Here is a 14898-nt window from a genome sequence, read left to right on the forward strand (position 1 = left end):
CGAATTTTGTATTTTCGGTTCAAAATTCTTGCATGAAAGAAAGCACAGCCAAAAAAAAGAACCACTACACTATTGGCTTTTACAATCTGGAAAATCTTTTCGACACTGTTGATGACCCAGAAACCCTTGATGATGATTTCACCCCGGAATCGGAAAAGGAGTGGAATGAAAAAAGGTATCAGAAAAAATTGAAAAAAATGGGGCGTGTTATCTCCGATATCGGTTTCGAAGATATTGGATACCCTCCTGCTCTGATGGGTTTGGCTGAAATGGAAAATGCAAGGGTTTTAGAGGACCTTATCAATTCCAAATTTTTAAAGAAAAAGGGGTATGATTTTGTTCATTTCGATTCTTCGGACGAACGTGGCATCGATACCGCTTTGCTGTACCGAAAGGAATTGTTCGAAGTTATAGATTCCAGGACATACACACTGTATCTTACCAATGAATTCGGCCAGCGGGATTATACCCGGGATATTCTATATGTAAAAGGAGAGCTAGAAGGTGAGACAGTCCATATTTTGGTGAACCATTGGCCCTCAAGGAGAAAGGGCACTGAAGAAACCCAACATAAACGAATTGAGGCCGCCAAAAGAAATCGAGAGATTGTGGAAGAAATCTATACGGAAAACCCCGATGCGCGTATCATTATTATGGGAGACTTTAACGACGATCCCCATAGTGAAAGCATGAAGACCTTGGTAACTGGCGATTTATACAACCCGATGGAAGTATTGTTAACCAAATACGAAGGGACCCTAAAGCACCGGGAGAATTGGCACCTGTTCGACCAGATCATCATATCGCACAACTTTCTGAAAGGTCATGAAAACCCTTTTCGCTTTCGCAAGGCTTCCATTTACAATCCTGAGGACATTAAGGAATATAAAGGCAAGTATAAGGGACTCCCGTTCCGGACGTATGCAGGAAAGAAATATCTTGGAGGGTATAGTGATCATTTTCCTGTGTATACCATTTTCAAGATAAATTAACATTTAAGCTGACTATTGCCGCTATTTGTCTTAAAATTATTGCTTTTAGTCTAAAAATGCCCTGATCGCGGTAGGACTCTTCAAATTTCCATATTTTAGCAAGACCTAAAACCAAACCAAAAAATGAATACACTTCTACCCAGTTGCCGACACGGCAACTATAGGAGGCATTGGCTTTCTATTCTAACCATCATCCCCTTATTATTTATATCTTCATTTACCCTTCAGGCCCAAACAACTGTGGTTTGCGCCAGTGGGCCTTTGAATGATACTTTTTGCTACGATAGCAACAACACCATTGTGTTAGAGTTTCAGAGTGACACTGGCTTCCCGCTAGAACTTACTTTTAATGCAGGAACTGTGGAAAACTCTTTCGACGAACTTGTTGTCTTAGATTCAGATGGCGTGACCAATCTTAATGAAGATACCCCATACGGGAACAACGGAAATCTTGCAGGACTCACTTTTGTGTCTTCTGGAGATACGATTTCATTTACGATAACTTCAGATGGATCCGTAAGTTGTGTAAGTGGTTCGGAAACAACCATCGATTTTGATGTCGCCTGCCTTAATTGTACCAATCCAGTGGCTTCTTTTACTGCCGTACAGGATTGTGACACCAGTACGGACTTTAACATTGATGTTAATATCTCCGATCTAGGTACGGCTTCATCAGTAACAGTTTCTGATGATCAGGGAAGCCCGTCACAGTCAGTCTCAACTACTGGGCTGGTAACTATGGGCCCCTATGCCCAACTTACCGATGTAATTATTACCATAGATAATGATGACGATCCGGACTGCTCTATTAGTAGTGAAAGTATTTCAGCTTTCTGCTTAACAGAAGGAGGTTGTAGTATACTGGACGCCGGCGATGATACCGCCGTTGAATGCGGAGGTGAATGCATTACATTAGAAGCTTCGGTCATAGCCATTCCGGAGGTCGACACCTCATCATACAATATAAATGGCCCTCTATGTGATCTCCCTCCTATAGATGGCGGAACCCCTACAAACCTCGTAATCGATGATACTTGGAGCCAAGCTATCGATATCGGATTCAATTTTAACTTTTTCACTAATGACTATACACAAATAGTGGTTGGGGCGAACGGTCAAATATCTTTTGATCTCAGTCTTGCAGACGATTTCAATGCTTGGAGTATAGACCCGGAAGATCTTATTCCAGTAATAGATGATAGTTTTCCGCTGAATACTATTTATGGGGCATTCCATGATTTGAATCCTGCTGTAAACCCAGATCCGACAAGGATAAACTATTTTGTAACAGGAGAAGCACCGTATAGAATCTTTGTACTTAATTACAATGCTGTACCCCATTTTGGAGGTGCTTGCCAGGATACTTTTTTTACCTCCCAGCAAATCCTTCTCTACGAATCCCTAAATGTTATTGACGTTAACCTTATTGATAAACCCTCCTGTCCAGATTGGAATGACGGCTTAGCAGTGGTTGGACTAATGGGAACAGATGTTTCACAGTTTAGTGTTCCCCCAACAAGAAACACGGGTGTGTGGGAAGCTCAGAATGAAAGCTGGCGCTTTGTGCCCAATGGCAATCCATCTACAACAGCCACTTTTGAGTGGCAAGATGAAACGGGTACCACCATTGCCAATACTTTGGAAGTGGAAGTATGCCCGACCGAGGTAACTACCTATACAGCTATATTAACGTATGAGTCCCCAACAGGGACCCAAGTAGCGACAGACGACATAACCATAACACCATCGGACGCCAACTTCACTATGGAATTAGGGGAAGATCGCGCTTTTTGTGATACGGCATCTTTCGAAATTGTTCCAGAACTTGATGGCGATACCACAGGAGCCACTTTCTTGTGGAGTACAGGTGAAACCACTCCAACAATTACCGTAAGTACAACTGACACCTACGGATTAGAAGTGACTGTGGGTAATTGTACCCAATCCGACAATCTTTCGATTACCTTCTTAGTGAGTCCGGATTGTACTATAGATCCCGTGTGTTCTGTTATCGATTTCGAGGAAAACTTTGGTACTGGCCTTAATAGGGACTGTGATTTGGGAACGGCTACCACCACTTATATTTGTAACGATACTTCGCAAGTTGAAGACGGGCAATACACGCTCTCTAGTACGTCAACCGATCTTAATTTTGGATGGCACGAAAATATGGAAGACCATACGCCCGGAGATGCTTCAGGATATGCCCTTTTTGTAAATGCGGATTTTGCCGTGGGCGAATTCTATAGAAGAACCATTTCCTTAGATGCCGATAATGATTACGCCTTTAGTGCTTGGATCACTACAGTTTATGATACCGATACTGGCATTTGCGGTGGAAGTAGCATACCATCCAACGTCATCTTCAGAATAGAAGATCCAGGGGGCAATCTTATTGCCGAGACGAATACAGGCGATATCCCCAATGGACCCGAACCTAATTGGCAAGAATTCTTTATCAATTTTAACACTGGTACCAACACGGACATTCAATTGGTGCTCATTAATAATGCTCCGGGAGGATGTGGAAACGATCTTGCCATAGATGATATTACACTTACATTGGAGAGTACGCCTCCTGTCCTCGTAGAACCGGATGACATCACCTTGTGTGAGGAAGACCCAGGAAGCGCCGTTTTCGATTTAACCTCGGTAATCGATGCCGTGCTAGATGGTCAAGACCCTTCCCTATTCACAATATCATTTCATACCGATCAATTGGAGGCAGAAGTTGGAATTAATGCAATTGCAACTCCAGACGCCTATTCCAATGTAGCAAACCCCGAGACCATTTACGTGAGGGTTTCGGATGTAGATGAGATACTTTGTTTCAGCATCGTAGATTTTGATTTGATGCTTGATCTCATTGTAGACCTAGACATCACCTTAACCCCTTCGTATGACCTATGTAGCACGGATGCTTTCCCAACATTGGATGCAACCCCTCAGAATCCAGATGTGGATCTGTCCTTAGTGACTTATGAATGGACCAATGGTAATGGCACTGTAGTGTCTACAGAGGCCACCTATACTCCTTCTTCTGCAGGAACATATACAGCGGTGGTTACTTCCCCTCCTTGTACTTCAGAAACACATGCATCTACCATAAATGTTACCGAAAGTCCAATTTTGGACTTAGGTCCAGACGAAGTTTTGTGTGATGGAGGAATATTCGATATCATCCCAAGTATTACTGCAGATACGGATGACATTCTTTATAACTGGAGCACAGGAGAAACTACTTCTTCTATTACGGTAGACGCGACCGGCACATATACATTGGAAATAACTGTGGGACCCTGTGTGGTAACCGACAGTATCGATATATTTATTAGCGACCCTCTTACGATAGATGTAACACCAGACTTTAGGACCTGTCCTGAAGAGGAAAGAACCCTGACTGCTGCGGCTAGTGATGCCGAAGCAACGTACCAGTGGTACTTAAATGGTGACATACTTACCGGAGAAACGGCCAGCACTTTACTATTCACCATCCCTTCCGGAACCATGGGAACACAGATTTATTCTGTAATTGCCACCAAAGGGGAATGCACCGGTGAGAATGAAGTTGCGGTTACTTTGTACGATGTCGGAAATTGCGTAATTTCACAAGGGATCTCTCCAAATGGATCTCCTGGACTAAATGATGAATTGGATTTAGAATTCCTTTCCGACAGAACCGGAGGGATAACGAATCTTCAAATCTTCAATAGGTTAGGAACTTTGGTGTTCGAAAAGTCCAACTACATTAAAGAATGGGTTGGGCAAGATAAAAACGGAAATGAGCTACCCACAGGAACTTATTTCTATGTTATCGACTTCCTGAACGAGGATCCAGTATATGGCCCTCAAGCTTCAGGATGGATTTACCTAAATAAAGAACGCTAATAACTGCTAACCGAAAAATAATAGTCAACATGTATACAATGAAAAAAATATATATAGTACCCTTCTTATTGGCAGTGTTCTTTCTGCATGACATGAATGCCCAGCAAGATCCCCAGTATACCCAGTACATGTACAACATGAATGTAATTAATCCAGCATATGCTGGTATTAAGGAGAATTTATCCCTTACTGCGCTTTACCGAAAGCAATGGTCAGGTCTGGATGGAGCTCCCGAAACCATTACGTTCTCTGGGCACTCACCAATAGACGATAATATTGGATTAGGGCTTTCGGCCATTAAAGATGAGCTGGGTCCCGTAAAAGAAACCAATGTATTTGTAGATTTCTCCTATACCCTTCAAGTGTCCGACGCCCTCAAATTGGCATTGGGACTTAAGGCAGGAGCTACTTTTCACGATGTAGGTCTTACGGGATTGGAACTTCAAGATCCGGACGATCCTTTCTTTAGTCAGGATATTAACAATGTGTATCCCAATGTGGGAGCAGGAGCTTTCTTCTATGGAGAAAACTTTTACTTGGGGCTTTCCGTACCCAACTTATTAAACTCCGTGCATATTGATGAGAATGGATTGAAAGTAGGTTCTGAAACCAATCATTACTTCGCCACTGCTGGATATGTATTCCAGGTTTCGGATAATGTAAAACTGAAACCTTCAATCATGGTAAAATCGGCATTCGATGCACCACTGTCCTACGATGGAAACCTAAATGCATTGTTCTATGAAAAATTCGAAATTGGAGCTTCCTATCGTTTGGACGATTCATTTAGTGGCTTGGTTGGATTTCAGGCAACACCAAACCTAAGAATTGGATATGCTTATGACCATGTAGTAAGTGATTTAGACGCTGTTGCGAATGCCTCTCATGAGGTCATTCTCACTTTTGACTTGATCTTCAAGAAAAAATCACTTCGTTCACCCCTTTATTTCTAATTGTTAATATGATCATTCCGATGAAAAATATAATCACACTCATTCTTATCATGGCAGTTTCCATAGGATATGCCCAAAATAAGGATACCAAAAAAGCCGATCAACTATACGATCGTTTGGCGTATACCGATGCAGCAGCAGCTTACCAAAAGCTTTTGAAAAAAGGAAAGGGAAGTCGTTATGTCTTCGAACGCTTGGGCAATAGCTACTATTTTATAAACGACACCAAAAAGGCAGAGACATATTACAAACGGGTTGCCAGGGGAAGAAAAGCAAAACCTGAGGTTATTTACAACTACGCACAGACATTGAAAGCCAATGGTAAGTTTAGTGAGTACAATACCTGGATGAAGCAATTTTCAGAAATGTCCCCCAACGATTCCCGGGCTATCGAATTCATGAAGAATCCTAATTATGTACCCCAAATCATGGAGGCCTTTGCCCGTTATGAAGCGAAGAACCTAGAAGACTTAAATACTGAATCGTCAGAATTTGGAGGGATTCTAATTGGGAAGGACTTTTACTTCTCTTCTGCCCGAAATGAAGCCCGGAAAAAATACCACTGGGACGAACAACCATTCCTAGATGTGTACAAAGCAAAGACTGTAGGTAATACCATTAAAAATGCTGAATTATTGGAAGGCGATGTAAATACCAAATACCATGAAGGGATTGTCGCCATTACCAAGGATGGTCAACGTATGTATTTTGACAGAAATGATTATTTAGATGGTAAATTCCAGAAAAGCGAAGAAGGAATAAATCAGATTAATCTATACTACACGGAGTTGGTGGACGGTAACTGGAAAGGTGTTTTTTCTATCCCCTTCAATAGTACCGAATACTCCAATCAGCATCCAGCCTTAAGTGCGGACGGATCTACCTTATATTTCTCCAGCGACATGCCCGGTGGTAAGGGCAAATTCGACCTGTACAAGGTTTCTATTGGAAGTAGTGGTGAAATAGGAACCCCAGAGCGCTTGGGCGACCATATAAATACGGAAGGGAATGAAGTGTTCCCATATGTGGACTCGAATGGAAATCTATATTTCTCTAGCGATGGACACCAAGGTTTGGGAAGATTGGATGGCTTTATTGCCGAAGGAAAAGGCAGTTCTTTTGGGTCTCCTATCAATTTAGGAAAAGGGGCCAATAGTGAAGCAGATGATATTGCATTTACTTTCGACCCTGCAACAGAAACCGGCTTCATGTCCTCTAACAGGGATGGTGGCCAAGGAAACCATGATATCTATAGAATCACCGCAGTAGAACCTCCTTGCGATGTGGATATGGACATTATGGTGATAAACGAATACACAGATGAGCCAATTTTTGGAGCTAGATTAGATCTTTATGACGATCAGGAGAACCGCTTGAGTTCTAAAACCACTGCCGAAGATGGTCATGGAAATTTACTGGCCGAATGTGCAAAGGAACATATTGTACAGGCAGTAATGTCTGGATTTGAAAGTAATGCCGTGGCAGTAGAAGCCAGTGGCAATGGATCTGTATCCAAAACCATAAAACTTCGCCCGATTGAGGCCATTATTGTAGACGATAAGATTGTATTGAATCCTATATTATTCGATTACAACAAGCATAACATTAAGCCGCAAGCCGCTTTCGAATTGGACAAACTTGTGGGCATCATGAAAAAATACCCAAACATGATAATTAAGGTAGAAAGCCATACAGATACTAGGGGTAATGCGGACTACAACCGAAAATTATCCGACAGTAGGGCACAGTCTACCGTTCAATATGTAATTTCACAAGGTGTAGATGCTTCACGAATTAGTGGTCAAGGATTCGGTTTGGACAAACCCGCTGTTGCATGCGGTGCTAATTGTTCGGAAGAAGATCATCAAACCAACAGACGTTCTGAATTTATAATTGTGGAACGCTAAACTTTTTATCCCCACAACTAACCAAATGACCATGGAAACCCTCTTTAAACCTAAGAGGGTTTTTTATGATTATAATCCTGCTACCGCCGGTCTGCTTTCGCTGGTATCGTAAATAATGGTGAGTTCGGTTATTTTATTTTCATTATTTAGTTTTATAACATCGACCACATCAAAAGACACCTTATTGCCATCGGCCAAGGTCCATTGGTACTTAAAATAGATAGAAAACTGGTATGACTGATCTATGTCCTGAAAGATTCCTTTTAATGTAAGCGTCGATTCCTGGGTGTCTTTAAACAGACGTTCATAAAACTCCGTAGCAAGCATGGTTCCATAGATGGGCGAAATAACTATTCCTTCATCCGAAAAAAGGTCTATGACAGCGGTCAAGTCCCCCTTGCGGAGTGCTTCTAAATAAGACGAGGTTATATTATGTAGTTCCATGGTACAAAAATACAGGATAAAACCATATATATCTTCCTTACTATTTCCTTTGAATTCAGTCTTCTTTGCCTCTCCAAAATTGGTGATTTAAAGTAATCTGAAACGTGCTTGGGAATTCCTTCTAACGCTCCTCATAACGGCCAGGAATTTGCTAAAAACAATTGCCGAAAGCATTGAGCACAAAAAAGATTTAACATTTAATTGTGCGTTGCTGTCATTATTAGCAATACCTTCGTGCCTCATTACAAGACAGCTGCGTTCGGTCTAGAACCATTTCTTTACTTATCCTTGCTTTCTTTTTAAAACAGTACAGTATCAAATAACACTTATATTCTAGTACCCTTTAAGGATAACCAAGCAAGCACTATCTTCTTTTTAATTAGTCCCTTCTTTTTTTAAATCAGTATTTCTTTCTTCATTATCATTTAAACACCTTCCATTCAATTCGAATGGCTAGTATCCAAGCTGGGATATAAACAAATCATAAAAGCACCACACCCAAGAAAGGTCCCTTTGCGGAAATGTTGCTTTTAAAATGGCTGAAGTAACTGCCATATTTTTAAATAATACAACAATGAAAATAATCACATTAATAAAGAAAAGATTTAGTAACAATAATTTTAATACCATGAAAAAAGGAACAGTAAAGTTTTTTAACAACTCCAAAGGATTTGGATTTATTACGCCAGAAGATTCTAATCAAGATATCTTCGTACACCAAACGGGTCTCATAGATGAAATTCGTGAAGACGACAAGGTGCAATTCGAAACAGAGCAAGGCCAAAAAGGGTTGAATGCTGTAAGAGTATCATTGATTAATTAATGACCTCCGAAAGCCCTGGTCTAATTGTAGGTTAGGGCTTTTTTTAAACCCCTTGCCTTCTCGAATGGTAGCTATTTCAATCAATGAATAGTCTATCGATTTGCTACTACCTTATGTGGGAAGTACGAAACAGACAGGGGAAAAGTGATTTGACATTCGAGAAAATATTGAAAACCCAATTTAAAAACAGTTAGAATAAAACCAGCCATATGCTTAAAATAATACTTCGCGACGGAGAAAGTATCGAAAAAGCCCTGAAACGATACAAGAGAAAACACAGGAACGTTAAACAAATGCAGGAAATACGCGAACGTAGCGAATACAAGAAAAAATCTGTTCGCCTAAGGGAATTAAAGAAAAAAGCCATTTACAGAAATAGGTTTTTGGAAGAAAACAGCAAGGACTGATCTTTAAACTGAACGACGGTGTCGTATCGTTATCGAATTAAGTACGATAACCGTTACTCTTTCCATTTATAAGAACCATCTCAACCGTGTAGCGCTTTCTTTTGACAAGAAGCCGGCAATAGTATCTTCAATTTTTTTCTGTCCCAGAGGGATAGTGACTAGGCTCAAAATTTGAGTCTATTCCCATTTGTTAAGGGGTCATATCGCTTTTGAAAGAACTGGTGAAACCAGTGCCAGTCCATCATTTATAACTGCTGGTTTCTAGGCAATTAAAAATAATTCCTAGGCTATGCCCTAATCTAGGACACTACCCTAAATATTTCCACTTTTCCTTTTTATCAAATGTCTAAATCCTATTGTAAGTAATGGTATAGTATGATATACTAGGGGCATAATAATATTACCATTACTGAATATTGACAATATTAATGAGCCCCCTGATAACAGATACAAAATCAATTCTAACAAGAAAAAAGATAGAATTATGGTTATTGCATTATCTTTTCTATTCTTAGCTAATAAACATATTATGGTTATTACTATATAATGAATAGAATAAAGAGCAATTCCACGGTTCTGTCCCGTTTGTTATTATTATCCTAAACTACTCTAGTTTTAAAAATAAATTGATGCTGAAAATCAATAGTTTGCGGTTTTATTTTGATTGTTTTCTGGTTAAAATTGACCTTTTTCTCACAGATGCGACAGAACCTTTGATTAAGACTTTACAAACTTTTTAGTAATAATCTGTCCATTAACAAATAGATTTATAAGATAAAGTCCCGGAGATAAACCGGAAACATCAATACGAGTATTGAAGGATTGCTTTAGTAGTTGGCCTTGTAAGGAAAAAATATTGACTTTTTCAATATTATATTGAGACTCCAAGTTTAAAAAGTTATTCACCGGATTAGGGAAAATTATTGTATTGCTTATAGAAAATTCATTTAGGGATAAATAGGTATTGTTGTAAATGGCTTGATCACCTTGCAAGTTAGTGACAACCAAGCTTTGGGTATTATCAGGATTATCTTGTATAACATAGGATAGAGGGTCACCTGTTATGTGAGCATTTTCATAGAAAGGATAGTATAGCTCAAAAAAATCATAGCACTCAGCGGGCCCGTCTAGACATAGAGAAGGAGTATCCAATACGCCTAAGTATTGAATTGTAAAATATGTGTTAGTAATAGATCCTATACAGGCATCACTTAATACCCAAGGATTAGGTAAATAAAAATTATATGCACAACTTCCGCTTCCTTCTTCAAAAATTTCAATGGGATATCCTTCCAAAGGGAAATAAGAAATGTTTTCTTCAACGTACTCTGTAATATACCAGGTTTTAAATATTCTAGGGTCCGGGTCTTGCGCTTGCGCTTGTAATGCAGCTATTAGTGTTAGTATGGAAAGGAATAATTTTTTCATAGTAATTATTTTTGTATCTGTCGCATCTATAAACTTGATTCTAAGATAATAAGTAATCATGGTTTTCTAACGAGCCAATGAGTAGAATGATATAAATATTGATTTCCTATTAGAAACTAATTGTTTTTTGCTAATCATGCGAACCATTGCGATTCCAGATAACGTCCTACCGGCAGATTCAAATTTCTTGAACCCAAGACCTCTAGTGATTCCCCTCTTCACAAACCGATGTCTTGTTCAACAATGTTATATAAGTATTTACATTGCCTTATTTCAATTTTGTAGTAGGATCGTTTGTTATAGATCCTAATAGCATTTTTGTTTTAATTTACGCAGTAAGCTCCCCCTGCTGGCGCCCGACTCTGTCGGGTGTTCACCTTCCTTCGATAAAGTACGGCTTTCCGACTGAATAAAAGTTATTTCTTTTTCCTGAAAAAGAAATCGAAGCTTGAAAGCTGAGATTCACGAATTCCAAGATATACAATTTACCCACATGTAAAGAACCAAGCCTGCCTACCCGCAGGCAGGGAAAAACAAAAAACACAACCCTTCCAGGGGGTTGTGGTAGTTGTATAAAGATAGTGTTTTATTTAAAATTTTCTGGTTTTGCTCACTCCTACGAAAGCACCCGTCTGGAGACAGGCGCTAGCGGGGGATTATTCTTTTGATCTTATAGATAGTCGTTAGCAGCTTTAAGGTGCAAAAAAGCACCTATGTTGGTTATAAAAACCACCTTCTAGATGGTATGGATGGGCTTGGAGATGGTTTAGAAGGTCTCAGAGGTCCTAATCAGCATCTTTCAAGCTGTTTGACCTATATTTTTGCTTATTTCTTTTGGCAAAAGAAAGAACCAAACCTGCCTGCCGGCAGGCAGGAAAAAAACAAGAACCACAACCTCCTACTGGGGGTTGCGGTTCTTGTATAAAGATAGTACTTATTAGTAAGTTGCTCCCACTCTCTTTCTTTTTTGCGAGCACCCGTTTGGGAAAGGCGCTCGTAGGGCTTTTATTCTTTAACCACTTTTATAATTCTTGTTTTTCCTTCCGCTTCATGAGCAATATGTAGGAAATAGACACCACTTTGCAATGCTGATACATCCAATTGGGTCGAATTCCCCGCATCCATGATCATTTGGCCCGATATATTGGTCAATACCACCCGGCTGTTGGCCGGAAGGTTTCCAATGTTTAGTCGCTGGTCCGCAGGATTTGGATATACCTTCACCTCATCCAGCAATGATGGGATACTACCCAGGTTGGTATTTGGACTGTTTGCAACCTTGGTCGTAGCGATCACAGTGGAGAATCCGTTGGAGCAACCCGTGATCACGATATCATCCAGGTACGTTCTTTCGTTGGCCCTGTTGCCATCATTTTGAAACCTTAGGCGTGTGTTGCTGCTAAATGTCCCCGTAAGGGTTACCGATCCACTTTCCCTAGAATTGTTAAAGGAAAAGTCGGTGCCACGGGTCCAAGACTGTTCCTCCGTATAAGAGGCGCCACCGTTGGTAGAAACCTGAAAGTTAAAGCCTTCGCCATTTTCTAGGTTGGCAGTGATATAACTGAAATTAACCGTAATCTCTTCGAAGGAGGACAAATCCAGATTGTCGGTACTAATGTTCGAAGTGCCCGAATTACGTCTCAAGCGCACACATAATACCCCAGAATTTGCAAATCCCTGGTCGTTGATGCTAATTCGCGCATCAGATCCGCCGTCGTTCCAAATACTGGAAGAGAATCCGCCTTCAAAATCTTCAGAATTCACGGTATTCGTGGTACAACCGCTACCACCATTGGAGAGCGTAGTGACATTAAGAGCACTGCTCTCATTGGAGGAATTCCCAGCTGCATCATACGCAGCAACGGTTACCGCATAGGTAGTGCTGGCGCTAAGTCCTGAAAAGCTATAGCTCGTAGTAGCCGTATTCCCTTGGCTGGCACCATCCAAAAATACCTCGTAGCCGGTTACCCCAACATTGTCGGTAGATGCATTCCATGAAACATCGAAACTGGCATTGGTAATGTTAGAGGAGGTGAGTCCGTTGGGCATAGAAGGCGCTTCCGTATCGGAGCTTCCCCCGCTGTAGGCATCTCCCACCCCAACAGCATAAAAAGCATTGGTTACTGTGATTTCCTGTTGGGAATCTACACCATATAAGTCTTGCGCCGATTGTATTCCAGCTATCCTGGCATCGGCATAAGTGGCATCTACATTGGTTATGTTTACACGTTGCATGCGATCGGCAATGAGTTCTGCATTTGCCATACCTATACCGGACACGTTGTACACATCACCATTATCGTTGGTACCACTGCCTCCTTCAACAATGAGGTAGAACCAGTAGTTGAGCACCCCACTGTTGGTATGCACCCCACAGTAATCGTTATAGTCCGGACTGGAAGGATTCCCATTAGGGGTGATACATCCTTCGGCAACCGTCGCTGCTTCCCAATAGGTTCCGCGATAGGTGTCTGGTTGAAATCTTTCGTTGGGGTTAGACATGGATCTAAGCGCGACGCTACCACTTCTTCTATCTATTTCGTCACCAATAAGCCAAACCTCGTCATTAGGGTCGGCATTGTTACCATTTCCTTTGGATCTAAATTCTATGGCCGCTCCCCAGATGTCGGCGAAGCCTTCATTAAGTCCACCCGATTCCCGCTGATAGGTCAAATTTGCTGTATTGTTCATTACTGCATGCCCTATTTCATGGGCGCAAACGTCCATGGAGGTAAGGATATCGAATCCGTTGCATCCTTCAGAAGTATCGCAGGAACCATCTCCGTAGCTCATCCACGCTCCGTTCCAAAAGGCATTGTTGTAATTAGTTTGTACGTGTACAAAGCTAAAAATGGAAGCCCCGGCATTATCGAAGCTGTTTACGCCATGTACCGCATCCCAATAATCGTATACTTCTTCCGCTCCCCAATGGGCATCCAGCTCCCCTTGGGCTTTTCCAGGAAATTCGGAAGCTTCCCAATCGTTGTCATTGTTGGGGTCGGTAATGTCTGTAATTCCGGAGGTGGAATTTGCGGGTGCATTATTGGCATCGTAAGTACGTACGGTAACACCATTAGGTAGGGAAACCAAACTATAGGTACCGTTAATGGTCAGCGTCTCTACCTGTCGGTTATTACCACTGTACTTGGTATCGGCATCACCTGCTGCGAGCATGGGAGTGTATTCATAGGCTTTATCAATACGCTTTGCTACATCCTCTCTAGGGACATAGGCAATTGGCTTGGCTTTTTTGGCATCGTGCCCAAAGCCGTTGGCATGTTTAATAATGGGGTTTCTGTACAGGAGTTCATTGGTGCGGGCATCCATGTATACAATGTCGCGAATAGGCTGTCCAGCAGCAAAAACATCGAATTTCCATGCCAATCTGTTTACGGTATAGTCTTCGAAATCGGTAAGGATTACCAATTCCCCAGTGGGCTTTTCGTAATTGGCCAAGGCGGCTCCCTCTGGGTACATCCACATAGGTGTGTCTATGCCGAGTTGCGACACGGCTTTGGACAAGGCACTTTCGGGCGCTATTGCCGGGCGGGTAGAGATGGCTTCCATCCGAAGGTAGGAACCGTTTATTTTTGCCACTCGGCCATTCTTAAAATGGGCTTTCATGTGGGCGATTTCCACTTTAACCCCTTTATAGAATTGGTTCATTTCTACAATGGTGTATCCCAATTTATCTTGATACGAGCTTTTGGCAGAACGCACAAAGCTATAGTCATTGGATAATTTTAACTCGTTTAGGATGACATCCGAGGATAATTTTCCTTGCGATCTTTCTGCAGGAACGGTTATGTAAACCATTTTTTCGAGTCCTGGTTCTTGGTTGTTTGCCGGATCTGTGTTGGTTTTGTTGTCTACTTGTGAGAAGCCATAGAAGCTTACGCTAAGACAGAGCAATAGTAGTAGGTAGGTTCGTAATACGGGGTTCGGTTTGTTAAAATAAATAGTCATAATCATATTGTTTATGTTAGATGGTTACGGGTTGTTAATGTGCAATAATTGGACATCAATAAACTTTTTGAATCCAGCTATTGCAACTGT

10 protein-coding genes are annotated in these 14898 nt (G+C 41.2%); 7 read left to right on the top strand and 3 right to left on the bottom strand.

Annotated features, from left to right (window positions below):
• Positions 1-32: 32 nt before the first annotated feature.
• From AC6JAD_RS04925 to AC6JAD_RS04940, 4 genes are all read left to right on the top strand, one after another.
• Complete coding sequence (locus AC6JAD_RS04925) at positions 33-992, top strand: endonuclease/exonuclease/phosphatase family protein (RefSeq protein ID WP_461302251.1); 960 nt, start codon at positions 33-35, stop codon at positions 990-992.
• 123 nt (positions 993-1115) lie between these two features.
• Positions 1116-4880 carry an NIDO-like domain-containing protein gene (locus AC6JAD_RS04930; protein ID WP_461302250.1) on the top strand — a complete coding sequence of 1255 codons (3765 nt, stop codon included), beginning with the start codon at positions 1116-1118 and terminating at the stop codon, positions 4878-4880.
• Positions 4881-4918: 38 nt separating this feature from the next.
• Positions 4919-5833, top strand: coding sequence for a PorP/SprF family type IX secretion system membrane protein (locus AC6JAD_RS04935; RefSeq protein WP_461302249.1), 915 nt, complete (start codon positions 4919-4921; stop codon positions 5831-5833).
• 20 nt (positions 5834-5853) lie between these two features.
• Entirely contained in the window at positions 5854-7740 is a 1887-nt protein-coding gene (locus AC6JAD_RS04940; protein WP_461302248.1) for an OmpA family protein, read from the top strand.
• A gap of 69 nt (positions 7741-7809) precedes the next feature.
• Here AC6JAD_RS04940 and AC6JAD_RS04945 read toward each other — a convergent pair whose 3' ends face one another.
• Positions 7810-8184, bottom strand: a complete 375-nt coding sequence (locus tag AC6JAD_RS04945; RefSeq protein ID WP_461302247.1) for a nuclear transport factor 2 family protein — start codon at positions 8182-8184, stop codon at positions 7810-7812.
• A gap of 628 nt (positions 8185-8812) precedes the next feature.
• Here AC6JAD_RS04945 and AC6JAD_RS04950 point away from each other — a divergent pair.
• Together AC6JAD_RS04950 and rpsU are read left to right on the top strand one after the other, a co-directional pair.
• Positions 8813-9007, top strand: a complete 195-nt coding sequence (locus AC6JAD_RS04950) for a cold-shock protein (protein WP_461302246.1) — start codon at positions 8813-8815, stop codon at positions 9005-9007.
• Between the two features lie 209 nt (positions 9008-9216).
• Positions 9217-9414: a 30S ribosomal protein S21 gene (gene rpsU / locus AC6JAD_RS04955; RefSeq protein WP_461302245.1), complete on the top strand. Its 198-nt coding sequence runs from the start codon at positions 9217-9219 to the stop codon at positions 9412-9414.
• A gap of 717 nt (positions 9415-10131) precedes the next feature.
• Here rpsU and AC6JAD_RS04960 read toward each other — a convergent pair.
• Positions 10132-10842 (bottom strand): T9SS type A sorting domain-containing protein, encoded by a 711-nt coding sequence (locus AC6JAD_RS04960; RefSeq protein WP_461302244.1) that lies wholly within the window; start codon positions 10840-10842, stop codon positions 10132-10134.
• A gap of 697 nt (positions 10843-11539) precedes the next feature.
• Here AC6JAD_RS04960 and AC6JAD_RS04965 point away from each other — a divergent pair.
• Positions 11540-11767, top strand: a complete 228-nt coding sequence (locus AC6JAD_RS04965; protein ID WP_461302243.1) for a hypothetical protein — start codon at positions 11540-11542, stop codon at positions 11765-11767.
• 80 nt (positions 11768-11847) lie between these two features.
• Here the strand turns inward: AC6JAD_RS04965 and AC6JAD_RS04970 are convergent, their stop codons facing one another.
• Positions 11848-14808, bottom strand: coding sequence for a M4 family metallopeptidase (locus AC6JAD_RS04970; protein ID WP_461302242.1), 2961 nt, complete (start codon positions 14806-14808; stop codon positions 11848-11850).
• Positions 14809-14898 lie beyond the last annotated feature (90 nt).

Source organism: Aureisphaera sp., assembly GCF_059726885.1.

Bases quoted from the DNA above. Each gene is read 5' to 3' on its own strand.
- AC6JAD_RS04930 (WP_461302250.1), top strand. From the start codon at position 1,116: ATGAATACACTTCTACCCAGTTGCCGACACGGCAACTATAGGAGGCAT.
- AC6JAD_RS04940 (WP_461302248.1), top strand. From the start codon at position 5,854: ATGAAAAATATAATCACACTCATTCTTATCATGGCAGTTTCCATAGGA.
- AC6JAD_RS04970 (WP_461302242.1), bottom strand. From the start codon at position 14,808: ATGACTATTTATTTTAACAAACCGAACCCCGTATTACGAACCTACCTA.
- AC6JAD_RS04935 (WP_461302249.1), top strand. From the start codon at position 4,919: ATGAAAAAAATATATATAGTACCCTTCTTATTGGCAGTGTTCTTTCTG.
- AC6JAD_RS04945 (WP_461302247.1), bottom strand. From the start codon at position 8,184: ATGGAACTACATAATATAACCTCGTCTTATTTAGAAGCACTCCGCAAG.
- AC6JAD_RS04960 (WP_461302244.1), bottom strand. From the start codon at position 10,842: ATGAAAAAATTATTCCTTTCCATACTAACACTAATAGCTGCATTACAA.
- AC6JAD_RS04950 (WP_461302246.1), top strand. From the start codon at position 8,813: ATGAAAAAAGGAACAGTAAAGTTTTTTAACAACTCCAAAGGATTTGGA.
- rpsU (WP_461302245.1), top strand. From the start codon at position 9,217: ATGCTTAAAATAATACTTCGCGACGGAGAAAGTATCGAAAAAGCCCTG.
- AC6JAD_RS04925 (WP_461302251.1), top strand. From the start codon at position 33: ATGAAAGAAAGCACAGCCAAAAAAAAGAACCACTACACTATTGGCTTT.